The sequence below is a fragment of the Pseudoalteromonas sp. T1lg88 genome, from assembly GCF_002964765.1.
Classification (GTDB): domain Bacteria; phylum Pseudomonadota; class Gammaproteobacteria; order Enterobacterales; family Alteromonadaceae; genus Pseudoalteromonas.
Genome location: NZ_PQCF01000007.1, coordinates 17796 through 37158 on the forward strand (window position 1 = coordinate 17796; position 19363 = coordinate 37158).

Annotated in this window: 21 protein-coding genes and 1 pseudogene; 20 read left to right on the top strand and 2 right to left on the bottom strand. The window is 47.8% G+C overall.

Features of this window, described 5'->3' with window-relative positions:
- Nucleotides 1-53: 53 nt before the first annotated feature.
- The 11 genes from zapE to C2M34_RS04055 all read left to right on the top strand — a co-directional run bounded on the left by zapE (nucleotide 54) and on the right by C2M34_RS04055 (nucleotide 9581).
- Complete coding sequence (gene zapE, locus C2M34_RS04005) at nucleotides 54-1142, top strand: cell division protein ZapE (RefSeq protein ID WP_105258134.1); 1089 nt, start codon at nucleotides 54-56, stop codon at nucleotides 1140-1142.
- A gap of 246 nt (nucleotides 1143-1388) precedes the next feature.
- The gene (gene rplM / locus C2M34_RS04010; protein WP_105187995.1) at nucleotides 1389-1817 is read left to right on the top strand and encodes a 50S ribosomal protein L13; all 429 of its coding nucleotides are present in this window, start codon (nucleotides 1389-1391) and stop codon (nucleotides 1815-1817) included.
- Nucleotides 1818-1830: 13 nt separating this feature from the next.
- On the top strand, nucleotides 1831-2220 hold the full coding sequence (rpsI, locus tag C2M34_RS04015; protein ID WP_105200064.1) for a 30S ribosomal protein S9: 390 nt from the start codon (nucleotides 1831-1833) through the stop codon (nucleotides 2218-2220).
- Between the two features lie 476 nt (nucleotides 2221-2696).
- Nucleotides 2697-3293 (top strand): ubiquinol-cytochrome c reductase iron-sulfur subunit, encoded by a 597-nt coding sequence (petA, locus tag C2M34_RS04020; RefSeq protein ID WP_105200065.1) that lies wholly within the window; start codon nucleotides 2697-2699, stop codon nucleotides 3291-3293.
- On the top strand, nucleotides 3293-4558 hold the full coding sequence (locus C2M34_RS04025; RefSeq protein ID WP_105200066.1) for a cytochrome b: 1266 nt from the start codon (nucleotides 3293-3295) through the stop codon (nucleotides 4556-4558). The genes petA and C2M34_RS04025 overlap by 1 nt, the downstream gene beginning before the upstream one ends.
- A complete protein-coding gene (locus tag C2M34_RS04030) occupies nucleotides 4555-5292 on the top strand; it encodes a cytochrome c1 (RefSeq protein WP_105200067.1) in 738 nt (245 codons plus the stop codon). Before C2M34_RS04025 ends, C2M34_RS04030 begins: the two co-directional genes overlap by 4 nt.
- Before the next feature lie 141 nt (nucleotides 5293-5433).
- Nucleotides 5434-6060: a stringent starvation protein SspA gene (sspA, locus tag C2M34_RS04035; protein WP_105258135.1), complete on the top strand. Its 627-nt coding sequence runs from the start codon at nucleotides 5434-5436 to the stop codon at nucleotides 6058-6060.
- Entirely contained in the window at nucleotides 6060-6542 is a 483-nt protein-coding gene (locus C2M34_RS04040) for a ClpXP protease specificity-enhancing factor (protein ID WP_105200069.1), read from the top strand. The genes sspA and C2M34_RS04040 overlap by 1 nt, the downstream gene beginning before the upstream one ends.
- A 220-nt stretch (nucleotides 6543-6762) precedes the next feature.
- On the top strand, nucleotides 6763-7281 hold the full coding sequence (gene aroK, locus C2M34_RS04045; protein ID WP_105187988.1) for a shikimate kinase AroK: 519 nt from the start codon (nucleotides 6763-6765) through the stop codon (nucleotides 7279-7281).
- Between the two features lie 21 nt (nucleotides 7282-7302).
- A complete protein-coding gene (gene aroB, locus C2M34_RS04050; protein WP_105258136.1) occupies nucleotides 7303-8373 on the top strand; it encodes a 3-dehydroquinate synthase in 1071 nt (356 codons plus the stop codon).
- Nucleotides 8374-8702: 329 nt separating this feature from the next.
- Nucleotides 8703-9581 (top strand): Dam family site-specific DNA-(adenine-N6)-methyltransferase, encoded by an 879-nt coding sequence (locus C2M34_RS04055; RefSeq protein WP_105200071.1) that lies wholly within the window; start codon nucleotides 8703-8705, stop codon nucleotides 9579-9581.
- On the opposite strand, the gene C2M34_RS04060 is transcribed toward C2M34_RS04055, so the two are convergent.
- A complete protein-coding gene (locus C2M34_RS04060) occupies nucleotides 9537-9716 on the bottom strand; it encodes a DUF2970 domain-containing protein (RefSeq protein WP_105200072.1) in 180 nt (59 codons plus the stop codon). The two genes, C2M34_RS04055 and C2M34_RS04060, sit on opposite strands and share 45 nt — an antisense overlap.
- Nucleotides 9717-9728: 12 nt before the next feature.
- Nucleotides 9729-10037 (bottom strand): hypothetical protein, encoded by a 309-nt coding sequence (locus C2M34_RS04065; RefSeq protein WP_105258137.1) that lies wholly within the window; start codon nucleotides 10035-10037, stop codon nucleotides 9729-9731.
- A 257-nt stretch (nucleotides 10038-10294) separates the two neighbouring features.
- On the opposite strand from C2M34_RS04065, the gene rpe reads away from it, so the two are divergent.
- From rpe to speD, 9 genes and pseudogenes are all read left to right on the top strand, one after another.
- Complete coding sequence (gene rpe / locus C2M34_RS04070; RefSeq protein ID WP_105258138.1) at nucleotides 10295-10969, top strand: ribulose-phosphate 3-epimerase; 675 nt, start codon at nucleotides 10295-10297, stop codon at nucleotides 10967-10969.
- A complete protein-coding gene (locus C2M34_RS04075) occupies nucleotides 10966-11628 on the top strand; it encodes an HAD-IA family hydrolase (RefSeq protein ID WP_105258139.1) in 663 nt (220 codons plus the stop codon). The genes rpe and C2M34_RS04075 overlap by 4 nt, the downstream gene beginning before the upstream one ends.
- 16 nt (nucleotides 11629-11644) lie before the next feature.
- Nucleotides 11645-12649, top strand: a complete 1005-nt coding sequence (gene trpS / locus C2M34_RS04080; RefSeq protein WP_105200076.1) for a tryptophan--tRNA ligase — start codon at nucleotides 11645-11647, stop codon at nucleotides 12647-12649.
- A gap of 69 nt (nucleotides 12650-12718) precedes the next feature.
- Entirely contained in the window at nucleotides 12719-13300 is a 582-nt protein-coding gene (locus tag C2M34_RS04085; RefSeq protein ID WP_105258232.1) for an anthranilate synthase component II, read from the top strand.
- A 683-nt stretch (nucleotides 13301-13983) separates the two neighbouring features.
- A pseudogene (locus C2M34_RS04090) lies at nucleotides 13984-15182 on the top strand (aspartate aminotransferase family protein).
- A 116-nt stretch (nucleotides 15183-15298) separates the two neighbouring features.
- Nucleotides 15299-16318 (top strand): arginine N-succinyltransferase, encoded by a 1020-nt coding sequence (gene astA / locus C2M34_RS04095; RefSeq protein WP_105200078.1) that lies wholly within the window; start codon nucleotides 15299-15301, stop codon nucleotides 16316-16318.
- 12 nt (nucleotides 16319-16330) lie between these two features.
- Nucleotides 16331-17800: a succinylglutamate-semialdehyde dehydrogenase gene (gene astD / locus C2M34_RS04100; protein ID WP_105258140.1), complete on the top strand. Its 1470-nt coding sequence runs from the start codon at nucleotides 16331-16333 to the stop codon at nucleotides 17798-17800.
- A 249-nt stretch (nucleotides 17801-18049) separates the two neighbouring features.
- Nucleotides 18050-18457 carry an OsmC family protein gene (locus tag C2M34_RS04105; protein WP_105200080.1) on the top strand — a complete coding sequence of 136 codons (408 nt, stop codon included), beginning with the start codon at nucleotides 18050-18052 and terminating at the stop codon, nucleotides 18455-18457.
- 95 nt (nucleotides 18458-18552) lie between these two features.
- Nucleotides 18553-19359, top strand: a complete 807-nt coding sequence (speD, locus tag C2M34_RS04110) for an adenosylmethionine decarboxylase (RefSeq protein WP_105200081.1) — start codon at nucleotides 18553-18555, stop codon at nucleotides 19357-19359.
- The last annotated feature ends 4 nt before the right edge of the window (nucleotides 19360-19363 follow it).

A 19363-nucleotide genomic window follows, 5' to 3' on the forward strand; every position in this document is an offset into this window, starting at 1 on the left:
TGAGCCGTGTTAAGATAGCGCGAAAATTTACCTCTTTGTACGCCGTTACTATCATGACTCCTTGGCAAAAATACCAACAAGACTTACTGCGTGACGACTTTCTCTATGATGCCGCTCAGGAAAATGCCGTTAGGCACCTGCAAAGGCTATTCGATGATATGGTCGCGCAACCACCCAAGCCGGCCGGTTTATTCGCAAGACTCTTTTCTAAGGATAGCACGAAGACCATTAAAGGGCTTTATTTTTGGGGTGGTGTTGGTCGTGGTAAGACCTACCTGGTAGATACCTTTTATGAGGCTTTGCCAACGGAACGTAAAATGCGTGTGCACTTCCACCGTTTTATGCACCGGGTGCATCATGAATTAAAGCAATTACAAGAGGTTAAGAACCCTCTTTTGGTGGTGGCCGATAAGCTTAAAAGTGAAACGGATATCATCTGTTTTGATGAGTTTTTCGTCCAAGATATCACCGATGCCATGCTTTTGGGGGGCTTAATGGAGGCCTTGTTCGAGCGTGGCATCATCTTGGTGGCAACCTCGAATATAGTGCCAGATGAGTTATATAAAAATGGCCTGCAACGAGCGCGCTTTTTACCCGCTATTGAGTTGGTTAAGGCTAATACCGAGGTGGTGAATGTAGACTCAGGTGTTGATTATCGTTTGCGTACGCTCGAGCAGGCGGAGATCTTCCACAGTCCTCTAGATGAGCAGGCGGATAAAAACCTCTTTGCTTATTTTGAGCAGCTCTCTCCAGAGCCCGGGCGCGCCAATGAAGAGATTGAAATCGAAGGGCGAATGATAGGCACCCGTATGGTCAGCGACTGTATCGTGATGTTTGATTTTGAGCAGCTTTGCGAAAGTGCACGGTCTCAGGTCGACTATATGGAAATCTCCCGTCTTTATAACACTGTTTTGTTGGCCAATGTTAAGCAGATGGGCCAGCATAATGATGATGCGGCGCGCCGTTTTATCGCTCTGGTCGATGAATTCTATGAACGTAATGTAACCTTGATCATCTCTGCCGAAGCGCCAATAGAGCAGCTTTACAGCAGTGGTCGGTTGAACTTTGAGTTTAAGCGTTGTGTTAGTCGTTTGCAGGAAATGCAGTCGCACGAATACCTAAAACGCCCTCATTTGGCCTGATCTTAGCGGCGCGTTTTGGTGCCGCCACTTCGACCCCTTAAAGGCGCGCAAAAAAACAGCTAAGCAGTAGTAATTCCCTATTTTCTTTGCTATACTCCCGCGCCTACCACTTGCCGTTCTACCTCGGTTCGTTTAGCCACTACTGAGGGTTAAGTCTTAAACTCGAAGGGGTTGAAGCATATTTAATAGAGCAGCAGAAAAATTTCTGCTTGTGGTTTTATAATTGTAAACATTGGATTTTTATAAATGAAAACGTTTGTTGCTAAGCCAGAATCAGTAAAACGTGACTGGTACGTAGTTGACGCTGAAGGTAAAACTTTAGGTCGTATCGCTACTGAGATCGCTCGTCGCCTACGCGGTAAGCATAAAGCTGAGTACACTCCTCATGTTGACACTGGTGATTACATCATCGTTATCAACGCGGAAAAAGTAACCGTAACTGGTAACAAGACTCAGGACAAAATGTACTACGCGCACACTGGCTTCCCAGGTGGCCTTAAGTCTATCAACTTCGAGAAACTTCAAGCTAAAAAGCCTGAAATGATCATCGAAAAAGCTGTTAAAGGCATGCTTCCACGCGGTCCTCTTGGCCGTGCAATGTACCGTAAACTTAAAGTTTACGCAGGTACCGAGCATAACCACGCTGCACAACAGCCTCAGGTTCTAGACATTTAAGGAGCACTAACTCATGGCAAATCAATACTACGGTACAGGTCGTCGTAAAAGTTCAAGTGCTCGCGTTTTCCTACGCCCAGGCACTGGCAACATCGTAATCAATCAACGTTCTATCGAAGAATATTTCGGTCGTGAAACTGCTCGCATGGTTGTTCGTCAGCCTCTAGAGCTAGTTGAAATGACTGAAAAGTTTGACCTTTACATCACTGTTGAAGGTGGTGGTACTACTGGTCAAGCTGGTGCTATCCGTCACGGTATCACTCGTGCGCTTATGGAGTTCGATGAATCACTTCGTCCTTCACTTCGTAAAGCTGGCTTTGTTACTCGCGACGCTCGTAAAGTTGAGCGTAAGAAAGTGGGTCTTAAGAAAGCACGTAAGAAAACACAGTTCTCGAAGCGTTAATTTATTACGTATCCAGAATTTCAAAACCCGGCTTTGCCTTTGGCAAACCGGGTTTTTTATTGCCTGTTTTCGACGCGGGGACGGCTTAGGTCTCTTTCGCCGAGAATATTTCATAATTTCCCCGATTTAATGCAAATCAAGCCGATAATTTTGAGAATTTTTTGCTACAATTGCCGGGCAAATAAACTAACGAAGTGATTTTAAACTACTTTGCTTGACTAGACCTTGATCTTTATCAGCGTCGGCGGCGAGTGTTTGCGATAACATAAACAGCACTGCTTGATAATCGAATACGCTTTTTGAACCCAGACTCAGTCGCTGAGAGGGTGCTTATTCGACTGTGAAACAGTGAATAACCTTGTTTTAATCAAGGCTTTTATTTATGATCGCTTCTATTTTGTAACTTCAAAAATTAACCTGCTGTAACTGATGTTCTCAATATAGCAAGTGTTGAGAATCATAGTGGAGATAAGTGGATGAGCAATGCGCCTGTAGACAACAGCCGACGCCGCTTTTTGACCATTGCTACCTCTGTTGTAGGTGGTGTGGGTGCGGTTGGAGCTGCTGTTCCTTTTATTGCGTCTTGGAACCCTAGTGAGAGAGCTAAATCTGCGGGTGCTCCCGTAGAAGTGGATATCTCTAAACTAGAGCCTGGACAATTAATCCGTGTTGAATGGCGAGGCAAACCTGTTTGGGTAATCTCGCGTACGCCGGAAATGCTAGAACAACTTAAAGCACACGAAGATCAACTCCGTGATCCTCAGTCTGATGAACCGCAACAGCCTGGGTTTGCCAAGAACGAATTCCGTTCAATCAAAGAAACTATCTTTGTGGCCGTGGGTATTTGTACTCACCTGGGTTGTTCTCCTAGCTTCCTACAAGGTGGCTTTGGTGAGAAAGTGGAAGGCACAGACGATGGTTTCTTCTGTCCATGTCATGGTTCTAAATTTGATATGGCCGGTCGAGTATTCCAGTCGGTTCCAGCTCCTCTAAACCTAGAGATCCCTCCTTATTACTTCATTGACGACACAACTATTTTAGTTGGTGCTGAGCAAGGCGAAGGGGTAGCATAATGTTTGGTAATATTATCAACTGGATTGATGAACGTATTCCTATGACTCGCGTCTGGAATATGCACATCGCACAATATCCCGCACCGAAAAACTTTAACTTCTGGTACTTCTTTGGCTCACTAGCCATGCTAGTACTAGTAAACCAGATCGTTACTGGTATTTGGTTAACCATGAACTTCGTTCCTTCGGCCGAAGGTGCGTTTGCTTCCGTTGAATACATCATGCGTGACGTAGAATACGGCTGGTTGCTGCGTTATCTCCACTCTACTGGCGCCTCGGCGTTCTTCGTAGTGGTTTATTTGCACATGTTCCGTGGCATGATCTACGGTTCATACCAGAAGCCGCGTGAACTACTGTGGCTATTCGGTATGTTTATCTTCCTAGCGCTAATGGCTGAAGCCTTCATGGGTTATCTACTACCTTGGGGTCAGATGTCATTCTGGGGTGCTCAGGTAATTATCTCACTATTCGGTGCTATTCCGGTGATTGGTGATGACCTTACCCTGTGGATCCGTGGTGACTACGTAATTTCAGGTGCAACGCTTAACCGCTTCTTCGCCCTACACGTAATCGCACTGCCGCTGGTACTTGTTATCCTAGTGTTCTTGCACATTGTTGCTCTTCACGAAGTGGGTTCAAACAATCCAGACGGTGTTGAAATCAAGCGTAAGAAAGGCACGGTTGCCGAAGAAGACAAGCCAAAATTCAAGTTCCACGAATACTATACAAACAAGAAAGACATCGTTGATGCGATTCCTTTCCACCCTTACTACACGGTAAAAGATATTGTGGGTGTTGTGGGCTTCTTAATCCTATTCTGCTACGTGGTGTTCTTTGCGCCGGCTATGGGTGGTTTCTTCCTAGAAGCGCCAAACTTTGAAGCGGCAAACCCGCTGAAAACGCCTGAGCACATCTTCCCTGTTTGGTACTTCACGCCTTTCTATGCGATTTTGCGTGCGATTCCAGACAAGCTAATGGGTGTAATCGCCATGGGTGCGTCAATTGTAGTGCTAGCGCTGCTACCTTGGATTGACCGTGGTAAAGTTAAATCAATCCGCTACCGTTGTGGTTTCCACAAGCTGAACATTGCTCAGTTCGTTGTAACCTTCGTTATCCTTGGCTGGGTAGGTGCAACTCCACAAACTGACTTCAAAACGATTTTGTCGCAGATTTGTACAGTTACTTACTTTATGTTCTTCGTGCTACTGTTCTTCTACTCTAAGAACGAGAAGACCAAGCCATTGCCAGAGAGGTTGACTAAGTGATGAAAAAACTAGTAATCGGTTTATTCGCATTGCTGCCAACGCTATCAATGGCAGCGGGTCCTTCGATGCCTTTGCAAGAAGCAAACATCGACCTAACGGATCAAGCATCATTACAACGCGGTGCTAAGCTATTTATGAACTACTGCCTTGGTTGTCACCAAATGCAGTACCAGCGTTATGAGCGTACTTTCCGCGATATCGGTATTCCTACCGATATCGGCCAGGAAACGCTTATTTTCGATGGTTCGAAAGTAGGTAGCCACATCACCAATGCGATGGAAAAAGACGATGCTGCAAAATGGTTCGGTGCTGCGCCACCGGATTTAACACTGATTTCACGTGTTAAATCACCTGACTACATCTACACCTACTTAAAGTCGTTCTATAAAGATGAGTCGCGTCCATTTGGCGTAAACAACATTGTGTTCCCTTCTGTAGGTATGCCGCACGTTCTTCAAGAACTACAAGGTCTACCAAATCCTGTATTCGAGGAAGTGGAAGAGCACGGAAAAACAGTTAAGAAAGTGGTAGCGGTTGAAACCGACGGCCAGGGTGAAATGAGTGTTGACGAGTATGATCATGCTGCTCGCGACATTGCTAACTTCCTAGCCTATGTAGGTGAGCCTTCACGTTTAGATTCGGAGTCTTTAGGTATCAAGGTTATTGGTTTCCTATTTATCCTCTTTATCTTTGCTTTCTTACTGAAGAAAGAATACTGGCGTGATGTTCATTAATTAGAATAATCAACCAGTTAACTCAATAGGGGCGTATGCCCCTATTGCCGTTTAAAATCATTGCTGTGAATTTAGTCAGGCTAGGCACTGTGATGACGCAAAAAGTATGTTGTACTTTGTGATTTTTTAATGGAGGTAGGCATGGCCGTTGCTGCCAATAAACGCCCTGTAATGACGCTGTTTTCCGGCGCGAATTGTATGTACAGCCATCAAGTTCGTATTGTCTTGGCTGAGAAAGGCGTGAGCGTGGATATCCATTTGGCGGAGAAAGATAACCTGCCAGAAGCATTACACGAAATTAACCCGTACGGTACGGTTCCTACTTTGATCGATCGTGAGCTAGGTCTTTACCAAGCAAACATCATCATGGAATATTTGGATGAGCGCTTCCCGCACCCTCCATTAATGCCTGTGTACCCGGTAATGCGTGGTCGCAGCCGCTTGATGATGCACCGTATTGACACCGATTGGTATTCGCTTGCTTCGAAGATCCTAGCCGGTGGCAGCGATGCTGAGCAAGCACGCAAAGAGCTGACCGAAGCACTGCTTGCGGTAGCACCTATTTTCAATGAAGCACCATACTTTATGAGCGAAGAGTTCAGCCTAGTTGATTGCTACCTGGCGCCGCTATTATGGCGTTTACCTGAGCTTGGTATCGAGCTTGCGGGTGCTGGCAGCAAAGAGCTGAAAGAGTACATGATTCGCTTGTTTGAGCGTGAATCGTTCCAAGCGTCATTGACTGAAGCAGAACGTGAGATTCGTCTCTAATGACACCTAACAGACCTTATCTGTTACGTGCCTTTTACGACTGGATAGTCGACAACCAGTGCACACCGCACTTGGTTGTCGATGCCGAGTTTGCTCAGGTACAGGTACCGACTCAGTTTGTTCAAGACGGACAAATTGTGTTGAACATCAGCCCGAGCGCTGTAATGCAATTTTCAATGGATAACCGAGCATTGACCTTTAATGCTCGCTTTGGTGGTCAGCCCATGCAGGTTTATGTACCCATGGGAGCTGTATTGGCCATCTATGCCCGAGAAAATGGCGAAGGCACGGTATTTACTCAAGAAGAGTTATACGAAGAGCAGGATCGTTCTGAATCAGTACAATCAACTGCCGAGTCTGAGCCGCAACAACCGCAGGCCGGGTTCGAGGCAATTGACAATCCAAACCCACAAGCAAGCCGTGAGAACAGTCAGGACGACGGCAAAGGCAAAAAAGCTAATCACTTAAAAGTGATTAAGTAGCCTACTCAGATTCGGCTTAAGTAGAAATCCATCGTAAGCAGGGCTAAGTTCTAAAAGTGCGCTGGATTTCTCTAATCGACCCACCGCCCACTGTGATTATTTGCAGTATTATGCTTGAAAACAGGCATAAATTACTGAGATAATCTCCCCCTTGAATTTTGGGGCCAGTCGCGAGGCGGGGTTTTATTTCAAATTTTAGAGTTCGTTTGTACTAAAAGATATGGCTGAGAAACGTAATATATTTCTAGTAGGTCCCATGGGGGCCGGAAAGAGCACAATTGGTCGCCACATTGCAGACCAACTGCACCTTGAGTTTTATGACTCGGATAACGAAATCGAGCGCCGCACCGGTGCCGACATTGCTTGGGTATTTGATATCGAAGGCGAAGATGGTTTCCGTCGTCGTGAAGAAGCGGTGATCACAGATCTAACCGAGCTTCAGGGTATCGTATTGGCAACAGGTGGTGGCTCAGTAGTCAGTAAAGAAGTACGCAACAAACTGTCTGCTCGCGGTATTGTGGTATACCTTGAGACCCCAATCGAAAAACAGGTTGCCCGCACCCAGCGTGATAAACGACGTCCGCTACTGCAAACAGAAGAAGCGCCGCAGCATGTGTTGGAGCGTCTAGCCGAAGAGCGCAACCCGCTGTATCAAGAAATCGCCGACTTTGTTGTGCGTACCGATGAGCAGAGTGCGAAAGTTGTGGCTAACCAAATCATCGAGAAGCTTAACTTCTAAATATCCCAAGGAGAATTGCGCATGCTGGAACTCAATGTTGAACTCGGTGAGCGCAGTTATCCCATCTTTATTGGTAACGAGTTAATACAAGACGGTGCGCGCCTGCAGCAATATGTAGGCGAGCGACGCGCGGTAATCGTTACCAATGAAACCATAGCACCTCTCTACCTGGACACCCTGATTGCCAGCTTGGCAGATAAGGATCTTCTTGTCTTCGTAATGCCCGACGGTGAGCAATACAAAACATTGGAATGGTTTGAGCGCCTCAATGCCTTTTTGTTAGAGCACAACTGTGGCCGCGATACCATTTTGCTGGCCTTGGGTGGCGGGGTTATTGGTGACCTGACCGGTTTTGTTGCTGCCTGTTATCAGCGCGGCGTACCTTTTGTGCAGATCCCTACCACCTTGTTGTCGCAAGTGGATTCATCCGTAGGCGGTAAAACCGCGGTTAACCACCCCTTGGGCAAGAATATGATCGGTGCCTTTTATCAGCCTCAGGCAGTGTTTATCGATACCGCTGCGCTGGCCACCTTACCGGCCAAGGAATTTGCCGCCGGTATGGCCGAGGTGATTAAATACGGCTTGATCTACGACCTTGATTTGTTCGAGTTACTTGAGCGTAATGTTGAAGAGATCAAGGCCTTGGATGCTCAGCTATTGCCAAGGGTGATACAGCGTTGCTGTGCCATTAAGGCGGAGATAGTAGCGGCGGACGAAAAAGAAGCCGGGCTTAGGGCCTTGCTTAATTTAGGTCATACTTTTGGTCATGCTATCGAAGCTGAAATGGGCTACGGCGCCTGGCTTCACGGAGAAGCGGTCGCGGTCGGTATGGTGCTGGCAGCACAACTGGCACACAGCCGAGGCAAGCTAAGTAGTGCCGAGGTTGAGCGTATTATTGCCTTGCTCAAAGCCTATGATCTACCAGTGCAAATCCCAGATGAAATGACCCCAGCGCAGTTTCTTGCCCATATGCGCAAGGACAAAAAAAACAAAGCGGGACGCATTCGCTTTATTCTGCCTAGCCAATTTGGACGTTGTGAATTGGTTGATGATGTCAGCGACGCCGAGCTAGAAACCCTGCTCACACGCTAATACAATCGCTCCTCCTGCCTGTGGCCTATAATGGTCAGCACCAATAAGAAGGTGCAGTGCGCCTTATCATAGTGCCGTTAAAGGCCGGCATGTGCTTACCTGGGCTCAGGCCGTGTCTAAGAATGAACTAACCTCTTAGTTGGCGGCGATACGCATACTAATTGGCGAGGCCCAGCGCTAAGGTAAACAAATAGCGCAGATAAAAGGGGAGATAAACTCGCAACAGTCCCCTGAATTGCGGTAGAATTTGGCGTTGACCCCGGTATTTACATTTACCCTTGTGGTGCACCGGGAGTGAGATAATAATTAAAGATGAGCTAGTAGAATAGATGCAAAAGAAAACCCGTGCTTTCCTGAAATGGGCGGGCGGCAAATACAGTTTGGTCGAAGATATCGCCAAACGTTTAGATCAAGCTCAGGAGCTCACCGGCAGCTCTGCATCTACGCTCGTTGAACCCTTTGTTGGCGCCGGCTCGGTGTTTCTAAATACCAATTTTAAGCATTACGTGCTTAACGATATCAATGCGGATCTAATCAACCTCTATAAAGAATTAGCCCATGCGCCTGATGAGTTTATCAGTGATGCGCGTAAGCTGTTTTGCGAGCTTAATAATGACGCCGATGTCTATTATGGCTTGCGGGCTCGCTTTAACGAAAGTCGCGATGCCTACGAACGCGCCATCCTATTCCTCTATATGAATCGTCATGGTTACAATGGCTTGTGCCGTTATAATCTTAAAGGCATTTTTAATGTGCCTTTTGGAAAATATAAAAAGCCTTATTTCCCCGAAGCGGAAATGTATTTCTTTGCTGAAAAGGCACAGCAAGCCACCTTTACCTGTTTAAGCTATCGCGATGTCTTTGCTTCATTACCGCAAGATGCCGTGGTTTATTGCGATCCTCCCTATGTGCCGCTGAGTAAAACCGCATCCTTTACCAGCTACGCCAAAGGCGGTTTTAACCTGGACGACCAAGCGAACCTGGCCAACTTGGCCGAGCAGGCCGCGGGTGAACAGCAAACTTCGGTACTGATCTCTAACCACGATACCTTATGGACCAGAAAGATCTATGAGCAGGCGGATATTGATGTGCTCAAGGTAAAGCGCACCATCAGCCCTAAGGGGAATGGTCGCAATAAGGTCAATGAATTGATGGCTATGTATTTATCCGGTCGCCAATACCAGTTGAACCAGGCCAAACACGGCTAGGACAAAAATAACAAACAGGGCAATGGCGAGGGCAATAATGATCTTGGGATTATGATTGCTGAAGTCTTGTTGACGTTTGGCATCGCTTTGTACACCAAAAAAGGCCGCGACCACAGTTTGAATTTGTGACCACATAAGAATTCCTGCCTAGTAGGAGGTATTAGAGAATTGTCGGGCGTTTTCCTTGTTGTCGTTACGGCTAAGCAATTCCAACAAGTCTAAATAATGAAATTGGGCACTGCGGCTGTCGCCGGCAAACCAGGCAAACCAGGATTGTTCACCATCAGGATTAGCACAGTCTTGAGTTTGTTCGCCGTACGCATTGGTATCACAAACGCATTGACTATAGGTTTCAGAGTTAAGAGATGAGCCAGATTGGATAGCAAAAGTGCCAACAATCATAGCAGTAGTTGCAACGCCTGCTAACAACGCATGTTTTTTCAGCACTAACAACATATCCCTCTCCGATCCTTAACTAGTCACTAGAGCTTACGCAAAGTTGTTTAAAAAAACAACTGAACTTTAAAAAATAATTAAACTTTTTACTTTAAAAACAAGGGCGTAATGTTTAATTTATGTTAACGGTTGGGCTTTAACGTTTTGTTTCTAAATAATTCGTCGGGATCGATGAAAAACCTCGCAAAAATAAACATACGCTAACAACTATGCGTATTTTTCGTTAAAGTATAGGCCCCGTTCAAAGGAGCAGTATTATGAAAGACTACCTGATCGCGCCCTCGATCCTTTCCGCCGACTTTGCCCGTCTTGGTGAAGACGTAGAGCGAGTTATTTCCGCCGGCGCCGATGTGGTGCATTTTGATGTGATGGATAATCACTATGTGCCGAACCTGACGTTTGGTCCCATGGTGTGTAAGGCGCTTAGAGATTATGGCATCACGGCACCTATTGATGTGCACCTGATGGTGAAGCCGGTCGACAGCCTGATCCCTGAATTTGCCAAGGCTGGTGCCAGCATTATTACCTTCCACCCTGAGGCCAGCGAGCATGTGGATCGTACCCTGGCTCTGATCAAGGAGCATGGTTGTCAGGCAGGTCTGGTATTTAACCCGGCGACACCGCTGCATATTATTGAGCATGTTATTGATAAGCTGGATGTTATCTTATTAATGTCAGTTAACCCTGGGTTTGGCGGCCAGAGCTTTATTGCTCATACCTTGGAAAAGCTTAAGCAGGTACGTGCCATCATAGATGCCAGTGGTCGTGATATTCGACTTGAGGTCGACGGTGGTGTGAAGGTGGATAATATTGCCGAAGTGGCGGCCGCCGGTGCCGATATGTTTGTAGCCGGTTCGGCTATTTTTAGTCAACCCGACTATCAGGTAGTCATCGAGCAGATGCGCAGCGAACTCGCCAAGGTTGCTCAGTGAAATACCAGGCGCTGATATTTGATCTTGATGGCACCCTGGTCGACAGCGTGCCGGATATGTACATAGCGGTGAACCTGATGCTTACCGATCTGGCTCGACCGGTGATCTCTCACGCCATGGTCAGCCAGTTTGTCGGTAATGGCATAGAGCAGCTAGTGGTGCGTGCGCTTAGTGGTGATATGGAGCCCAATCCGTTGCTAACGGAGCAGGAGATTGGCCGTGCCAACGAGCTGTTCTGCCACCATTATCTTGCGGTGTTGGGCCAGTATTCGCAGCTTTACCCCCATGTTGAAACTGTATTGGCGGCCTTTGCGGCTACGCCCAAGGCTTTGGTCACCAACAAGGCCCGATGTTTTACCGAGGCTTTATTGCAACAGCTGGGTATTGCCAGTCATTTTCAGGTGATTGTGTGTGGCGATGATGGCAAGAAAAAACCTTCGCCCGAGCCCTTGCTAAAGGCTTGCCAGCAGCTTGGTGTCGAACCGGCTCAAGCCTTGATGATCGGCGACTCGAAATCGGATCTGCTGGCGGCACAAGCAGCGGCCATGGATGCCCTGGCATTGAGCGGCGGTTATCACCAGGGTGAAGACCTGCGCCAGTACAATCCAGAGTACCTCTGTGACCAATTCTTAGATATAATCACCGCCATTAATCGATAAGCAATAAAGGAACATCATGAGTAAACCAGTAGTGTTAAGCGGCATTCAGCCAACAGGTGGTATGACAATCGGCAATTATGTTGGCGCCATTAACCAGTGGCTTAGCTTGCAAGAGCATCATGAAAGTTACTTTATGCTGGTTGACCTGCATGCCATCACCATTCGCCAAGAGCCGGAAGTACTGCGCTCGCGTGTGCTTGATGGTGTGGCTCTTTATGCTGCTTGTGGTATCGACCCGGAAAAAGCAGCGTTATTCGTGCAATCTCAGGTGCCTGAGCATGCGCAGCTGGCCTGGGTGTTGAACTGCTACGCGCAAATGGGCGAACTTAACCGCATGACACAGTTCAAGGATAAGTCGGCCAAGCACGCCAACAACGTCAATGTCGGCCTATTTGCCTATCCTGTGTTACAGGCGGCCGATATCCTCCTGTATCAGGCGGATCAGGTGCCGGTAGGTGAAGACCAAAAGCAACACCTGGAGCTGACCCGAGATATCGCCACGCGCTTTAACAACCTTTATGGTGAAGTGTTTAAGCTGCCAGAGCCTTATATTCCTGAGTTTGGCGCCCGTGTAATGAGCTTGCAGGATCCATTGAAGAAGATGTCCAAGTCGGATGAAAACCCAAATGGTTACATCATGCTTCTGGACGAGCCAAAGAAGATCGAGAAAAAGCTGAAAAAAGCGGTGACCGACTCTGACGAGCAGGCACGTATTTACTTTGATCGTCAGGAAAAGCCGGGCGTATCAAACTTGTTGACCTTACTGTCGGTAGCAACCAAGCGTTCTATCGATGATCTAGTGCCTGAGTACGAAGACAAGATGTATGGTCACCTGAAGAAGGACACCGCCGATGCCGTGGTAGCCATGATTGAGCCTATTCAACAGCGCTTTAAAGAGATCCGTGCGGATCAGGCGTTGCTGGATCAGATCATGCGCAGCGGCGCTGAGAAAGCCAGAGCGAAGGCAGCGCCGACATTAAAAGCAGTGTACGACGCACTTGGCTTTATTCCGCGTCCTTAAGCGTTAGGGCAGAAATAGACTAATCCAAAGCCAAGCGTGTAAATGCTTGGCTTTTTAGTGGAAGATTCCATGTTATTAATGATCGACAACTACGACTCATTTACCTTTAACTTGGTGCAGTATTTCCAGCGTCTTGACCAGGAAGTCTTGGTTAAGCGCAACGATGAATTGACCCTGGCCGATATTCAAGCGCTTAAACCCGAGCATATAGTGCTGTCGCCCGGACCATGCAGTCCCAATGAGGCGGGTATTTCCCTTGATCTGGTGCGCCGTTTTCAGGGCAGTGTTCCTATTCTTGGTGTTTGCTTGGGACATCAAACCATAGCCCAGGCCTTAGGCGCTCAAGTGGTGCGTGCCAGAGAGGTTATGCATGGTAAAACTTCTGTGATACGTACTACACAGCAGGGCGTTTTTGCCGGATTAGACGAGCGCATTGAGGTGTGTCGTTATCATTCCTTGGTGGTGGCCCCGGAAACCTTACCAGCCGAGCTGAAAATTACCGCTTGGACCGAGAATGAGCAGGGTGAGATGGATGAAATCATGGGCATATTGCATACCGATAAGGCCTTAGAAGGGATTCAGTTTCACCCGGAAGCCATTCTTACCCAGCACGGGTTGGACATGCTAAAGCACTTTATCGAGCGAAATTAACGCTCAGAATATAGCACCTCAGCAGGCGCACTTGGTCCAAGTCTAAAGGCGTAGATTATTAGCGCTAATGTGAGTACTAACTTACATCTCTTTATTAAAGAAGACATTGAAGCTTAAGCCTGTGCTTTATTACTTCGCTTAGGTAAGCCGTCATAGTTCAGCGGCGTGGCCAAGATTTTGGTGCTGGCCAATGGCTCTTGTCAGAACCATTGGTTGTAGCAGATGAACGGCGGTTATGCTGTGGCTATCTTGATGTGCAAAATCCTCAACTTACCCCTTTATCTGGTATCGATTCAGGTACTTTCACCCAGCAAACTGATGCAAAATAAGCCGTTGCTGAAAATATTTTGTAAATTTTTTACGTATATTCATTCAAATACTGTTCAGTATGTGCTTTGACGGCGGCAACTCATGCCATATGGCTTCTTTATTAATGACGCTAAAATAGTTATTCACTCAAGGTGAAAATCTACCCTCAATGCCTGTGTTTACGGGGTCTGCATGAAAGCTTTGCATGAGACTTTACAGGTTTTTTCTGAAATAATGATGTTATTCATGTAGTGCTTTGTCCGTCGCCTTAATGGCGGATTTCATAGCCTTGTTAAGAGTGTTGCACTAGCTTTAAGGTCCCCAGACCTGTACTTGGTACCCACTTTTAACGCCAGACTCAATGAGGAAAGAAAATGACAGTTAATCGCGCTTTATTTGATGAAGTAATGGTTCCTAACTACAACCCATCGGATGTGATCCCGGTACGCGGCGAAGGTGCTCGTGTATGGGACCAGCAAGGCCGTGAGTTTATCGACTTTGCCGGTGGTATTGCGGTTAACTGTTTGGGTCATTGTCATCCAGCGCTAGTTACGGCATTAAAAGAGCAGGGCGAGAAACTTTGGCACCTGTCGAATATCTGGACCAATGAGCCGGCACTGCGCCTGGCGAAGAAAATGACCGACGCGACCTTTGCCGAGCAGGTTTATTTTGCCAACTCGGGTGCGGAAGCTAACGAAGCGGCACTAAAGCTTGCTCGTCGCTGGGCCCTAGATAACTTCGGTGCACAAAAATCAAAAATCATCGCCTTTAACCAAGGCTTCCACGGTCGTACCTTCTTTACCGTAACCGTGGGTGGCCAGGCTGCTTATTCAGACGGTTTCGGTCCTAAGCCGGGTGATATCGTGCATTGTGATTACAACGACTTGGAAGCATTCAAGTCATTGATCGATGACAACACCTGTGCGGTTATGATGGAGCCACTGCAAGGTGAAGGCGGCATCATTGCTCCTGAAGCTGATTTCGTTAAGGGCGTACGTGAGTTGTGCGATAAGCACAATGCACTGCTTATTTTCGATGAAGTACAAACAGGTGTTGGCCGTACCGGTGAGCTTTATGCTTATCAGGGTCTGGGTGTAACTCCAGATATCATGAGCTCGGCTAAAGCCTTGGGCGGCGGCTTCCCTATCGGTGCCATGCTGACCACTAAAGAGATTGCCAAGCACCTTAAGCCGGGTACGCACGGTTCAACCTACGGCGGTAACCCGCTGGCGTGTGCGGTAGCCGAAGCGGCTTTCGACACTATCAATGACCCTGCGGTATTAGCTGGCGTAAAAGAAAAAGAAGCGCTATTTAAGCAACTTCTAAATGACATCAATGCTAAGTACGATGTTTTCGTGATGTGCGTGGTAAAGGCTTGCTTATCGGTGCAGTAGTGAACGATAAGTTCAAGGGTCGTGCCCGTGAATTCCTGGTTGCCAGCATGGAACAAGGTTTGATGTCGCTTGTGGCCGGTGCCGATGTGGTACGTTTTACACCGTCATTGGTGATCAGCGAAGAAGAGATTCGTGAAGGCATGGCACGCTTTGAAAAAGCGGTTGCCAGCCTAGTTTAAGCACTTCACCGCGGCGTTCTGTCTAACTACTAGAACGCCGGTCAATTTGAAGTTTGGCGCTGCATGGCGCGGCGCCAGGCTTGTTATGGTTTAACCTTTAGGGAGTAAGCGGATCTATGATGGTTCTTCGCCCAATCCGACAACAAGATTATCAAGAGCTGCTCGTTATCGCCGAGGAGTCGGGGCATGGTTTTACCTCGCTGCCACTGAATGAAGAGTTGTTGCAGAATAAGATTACCCGTTCTATTGAATCCTTCGCCAAGCCGACTGCAAAAGCCGGTGATGAAGGCTACTTGTTTGTTCTTGAAGATAGCGAAACCGGTGAAATCGCCGGTACCTGTGGCATTGAAGCTGCGGTGGGTTTAGATGATGCATTTTATCACTACCACCTTTCCAAAGTGATCCACTCGTCTCGCACCTTAGGTGTGTACAAGGCGGTTGATATTCTTACCCTGTGTAACGATTACACCGGCGCCACCGAACTTTGTACGCTGTTCCTGAAGGAAAAATATCGGCAAAAATTTAATGGCAAGTTACTGTCTAAATCGCGTTTCTTGTTTATTAACCAGCACCGTGAGCGTTTTGCTGACACAGTGATCGCCGAAATGCGTGGTGTATCCGACGAGCAGGGCAGCAGTCCGTTTTGGCAGTGGCTTGAAGAGCACTTTTTCAGCATGGACTTCCCCACCGCGGATTACCTGACCGGCATAGGCCAGAAGGTCTTTATCGCCGAATTGATGCCGAAATACCCGATTTACGTAAACCTGTTGAGCAAAGAAGCGCAGCAGGTTGTGGGCCAGGTTCATACCAATACGCGTCCAGCCATTGAATTGCTTAAAAGCGAAGGCTTCACCTTTAACGGCTATGTCGATATTTTCGATGCCGGTCCTACGGTGGAAGCCAAGGTCGACAATATCCGCACCGTTATCAACAGTGGCCTGCGCACCGTAGTGATAGGTGAGAGCCAGGGCGACAACGCGGTGATGGTGGCCAATCAGAACATTGAAGATTACCGTGCCCTGGTGGTTGAGGTGGATCTAGATGGTGGCGATGACGCCGAAATTATTTTAACGCAAAGCACCGCCGATGCGCTCAAAGTACAGAGCGGCGACCAGGTGTGCGTGGCAGCATTATAAGGAGTCATATTTATGTCTCATCCAGCACAATTTATTAATGGTCAATGGCTTGCAGGTCAGGGCCATGCAGTTAGCTCGGTAAACCCTGCTAACAACGAACAGCTTTGGCAGGCCAGCAGCGCCACCGCCGAGCAGGTAAATGACGCCGTTGTAGCGGCGCGCAACGCTTTTATCCCTTGGTCGGATAAAACCTTTGCCGAGCGTCTGGCTGTAGTTCAGGCCTTCGCCGAGCAACTGAAGGCGAACAGCGAAGAAATGGCGGTAATTATCGCCCAGGAAACCGGTAAACCTTTATGGGAAACGCGCACTGAAGCCGCCGCCATGGTGGGCAAGGTAGCGATTTCAGAAAAAGCTTACCAAGAGCGTACCGGCACGGTAGAAAATGCCATGCCAGTGGGTAAAGCCGTTATTCGTCACCGTGCCCACGGTGTAGTAGCTGTGTTTGGTCCTTATAACTTCCCAGGTCACCTGCCTAACGGTCACATAGTACCGGCGCTTTTAGCGGGTAATACCGTGGTGTTTAAACCTTCTGAGCTGACTCCGGCAGTAGCCGAGTTTACTTTGAAACTATGGCAACAAGCGGGTCTGCCTGATGGTGTGCTTAACCTGGTTCAGGGTGAAGTTGAAACCGGTAAGGCTTTGGCCTCACACCCGGGTATCGACGGTCTATTCTTTACCGGTTCATCACGCACAGGTCATATCCTGCATGAGCAGTTTGCCGGTCAGCCGGGTAAAATCCTGGCTTTGGAAATGGGTGGTAACAACCCGCTTATCGTTAAAGATGTCAGCGATATCAAGGCGGCGGTGCACGATATTATTCAGTCGGCCTTTATTTCCAGCGGCCAGCGTTGTACCTGTGCGCGTAAGCTTTTCTTGCCTGAAGGCGAGTTGGGTGATGCTATTTTGGCGCAACTGCTAACGGCCACTAAAAACATCAAGGTTGGCGACTATGATGCCGCCGAGCAGCCGTTTATGGGTTCTATGATCTCCGAAGCAGCAGCCAAGGGCATGGTGGCGGCGCAGCAACAGCTTGTTGAGCTAGGTGCTCAGCCATTGCTGGAACTGACGCACACTGCAGGCACAGGTTTTGTTACTCCGGGTATTATCGAGTGTACCTCGGTACAAGACTTCCCGGATGACGAGCATTTTGGCCCGCTGCTTAAGGTATTCCGTTACAGCGACTTCGATAGCGCCATCGAGAAAGCCAATGAAACCGCTTATGGTCTGTCTGCCGGCCTACTGGGTGATAACGAAGCGGACTATGAATACTTCCTGCGTCGTATTCGTGCCGGTATCGTCAACTGGAACCGTCCTATCACAGGTGCGTCAAGTGCGGCGCCATTTGGTGGTATTGGCGCCTCTGGTAACCACAGAGCCAGCGCCTACTATGCCGCGGACTATTGCGCTTACCCGGTAGCCTCGGTAGAGCTGGAGCAGCTGACCCTGCCGGACACGCTTAGCCCAGGCTTAAGCCTGGACTGATCAGCTCTTGTGGATAAAAAAGCAGCTTAGGCTGCTTTTTGTCTTTAGGTGACTGAGGAGCTGCGCATTTTTATCGATGAAGTTGCCAGTTTGGTAAAAAACTATTCGATAACGCCATGGCATCAGTGGCTCAATAACAGCTCGTCCTGCGCATGAGCGCAATTATCGCAGCGGGGATAAATGCAGGTTTGCATCATCGGCGTGCTGCTTTACAATCGCTGAGATTTTAATTTAAACAACGAGGTTTACATGCAAGCAAACGTAAAGTGGGTTGAGGGCGACACCTTTATCGGTACTTCACATTCTGGCCATAACGTGGTGTTTGATACTGGCAGTGATCCTAAGGCGCCGTCGCCGATGGAAATGGTGTTAATGTCGGCGGGTGCATGTTCATCGGTGGACGTGGTTAGCATTCTAAAAAAGGCGCGTCAGCAGGTAAGTGGTGTGCAGGTGCAGCTAAGCGGTGAGCGTGCCGAGACAACACCTCGCGTGTTTACAAAGATTAATTTGCACTTTATCGTTACCGGTACCGAGGTGAGCGAGAAGCATGTTGAGCGTGCCGTAGCCCTGTCTGCGGATAAATATTGCTCGGTGGCGATTATGCTGGAAAAGTCGGTGCAAATAACCCATAGTTTTGAAGTACAAGAAATCGTTTAAAAAGTACTTTTTAAGGGAGCCAAATTGGGCTAAAATCCGCCCTCTTTTTTGAGTCCCTGAGTGACTTTTGTGACTAGGTTTGAGGTTGGTTTATAGTGAACAAGCCCTTTGATAAAATTAAGCTTCATGGTTTCAATAACTTAACCAAAAGCTTAAGTTTTAGTATTTACGATATTTGCTATGCGAAAACAGAGCAACAACGTAAAGAATACATTGAATATATTGATGAGCAATACAGTGCTGATCGTCTTACGGACATTCTTGGTGAAGTCGTTGACATTATTGGCGCCAATATCCTTAATGTTGCCCGTCAGGATTATGACCCTCAAGGGGCCAGTGTAACTATTCTGATCTCGGAAGAGCCGGTAGACGAACAGAGCTTTGACAGCGAAGAAACGCCGGGGCCATTACCCGAGTCTGTGGTTGCGCACCTGGATAAAAGCCATATTTGTGTGCACACCTACCCAGAGTCGCACCCGCATGATGGTATTTGTACCTTCCGTGCCGATATCGAAGTATCAACCTGTGGCATTATTTCGCCACTAAAAGCGTTGAACTTCCTGATCCACTCGTTGGAATCGGACGTGGTAACTATTGACTACCGTGTGCGTGGTTTTACCCGTGACGTTAACGGTGTTAAGCATTATATCGACCATGCTATTAATTCGATTCAGAATTACATGACTGATGATACCAAAGAGCTGTATCAGATGATGGACGTGAATGTGTACCAGGAGAACCTGTTCCACACCAAGATGATGCTTAAAGAAACGGATTTAAATACTTACCTGTTCGGTGTAACCACCGATGAGCTTGAAGAAAGCGAGCAGGAAGAAATCCGTGAGCGTTTAAACCGCGAGATCCAAGAGATCTTCTACGGTCGCAACCTACCAGAAGCTTAATCCT

Excerpts from the sequence above, each read along its gene's own strand:
- zapE (WP_105258134.1), top strand. The coding sequence starts at position 54 with ATGACTCCTTGGCAAAAATACCAACAAGACTTACTGCGTGACGACTTT.
- rplM (WP_105187995.1), top strand. The coding sequence starts at position 1,389 with ATGAAAACGTTTGTTGCTAAGCCAGAATCAGTAAAACGTGACTGGTAC.
- rpsI (WP_105200064.1), top strand. The coding sequence starts at position 1,831 with ATGGCAAATCAATACTACGGTACAGGTCGTCGTAAAAGTTCAAGTGCT.
- petA (WP_105200065.1), top strand. The coding sequence starts at position 2,697 with ATGAGCAATGCGCCTGTAGACAACAGCCGACGCCGCTTTTTGACCATT.
- C2M34_RS04025 (WP_105200066.1), top strand. The coding sequence starts at position 3,293 with ATGTTTGGTAATATTATCAACTGGATTGATGAACGTATTCCTATGACT.
- sspA (WP_105258135.1), top strand. The coding sequence starts at position 5,434 with ATGGCCGTTGCTGCCAATAAACGCCCTGTAATGACGCTGTTTTCCGGC.
- C2M34_RS04040 (WP_105200069.1), top strand. The coding sequence starts at position 6,060 with ATGACACCTAACAGACCTTATCTGTTACGTGCCTTTTACGACTGGATA.
- aroK (WP_105187988.1), top strand. The coding sequence starts at position 6,763 with ATGGCTGAGAAACGTAATATATTTCTAGTAGGTCCCATGGGGGCCGGA.
- aroB (WP_105258136.1), top strand. The coding sequence starts at position 7,303 with ATGCTGGAACTCAATGTTGAACTCGGTGAGCGCAGTTATCCCATCTTT.
- C2M34_RS04055 (WP_105200071.1), top strand. The coding sequence starts at position 8,703 with ATGCAAAAGAAAACCCGTGCTTTCCTGAAATGGGCGGGCGGCAAATAC.
- C2M34_RS04060 (WP_105200072.1), bottom strand. The coding sequence starts at position 9,716 with ATGTGGTCACAAATTCAAACTGTGGTCGCGGCCTTTTTTGGTGTACAA.
- C2M34_RS04065 (WP_105258137.1), bottom strand. The coding sequence starts at position 10,037 with ATGTTGTTAGTGCTGAAAAAACATGCGTTGTTAGCAGGCGTTGCAACT.
- rpe (WP_105258138.1), top strand. The coding sequence starts at position 10,295 with ATGAAAGACTACCTGATCGCGCCCTCGATCCTTTCCGCCGACTTTGCC.
- trpS (WP_105200076.1), top strand. The coding sequence starts at position 11,645 with ATGAGTAAACCAGTAGTGTTAAGCGGCATTCAGCCAACAGGTGGTATG.
- C2M34_RS04085 (WP_105258232.1), top strand. The coding sequence starts at position 12,719 with ATGTTATTAATGATCGACAACTACGACTCATTTACCTTTAACTTGGTG.
- astA (WP_105200078.1), top strand. The coding sequence starts at position 15,299 with ATGATGGTTCTTCGCCCAATCCGACAACAAGATTATCAAGAGCTGCTC.
- astD (WP_105258140.1), top strand. The coding sequence starts at position 16,331 with ATGTCTCATCCAGCACAATTTATTAATGGTCAATGGCTTGCAGGTCAG.
- C2M34_RS04105 (WP_105200080.1), top strand. The coding sequence starts at position 18,050 with ATGCAAGCAAACGTAAAGTGGGTTGAGGGCGACACCTTTATCGGTACT.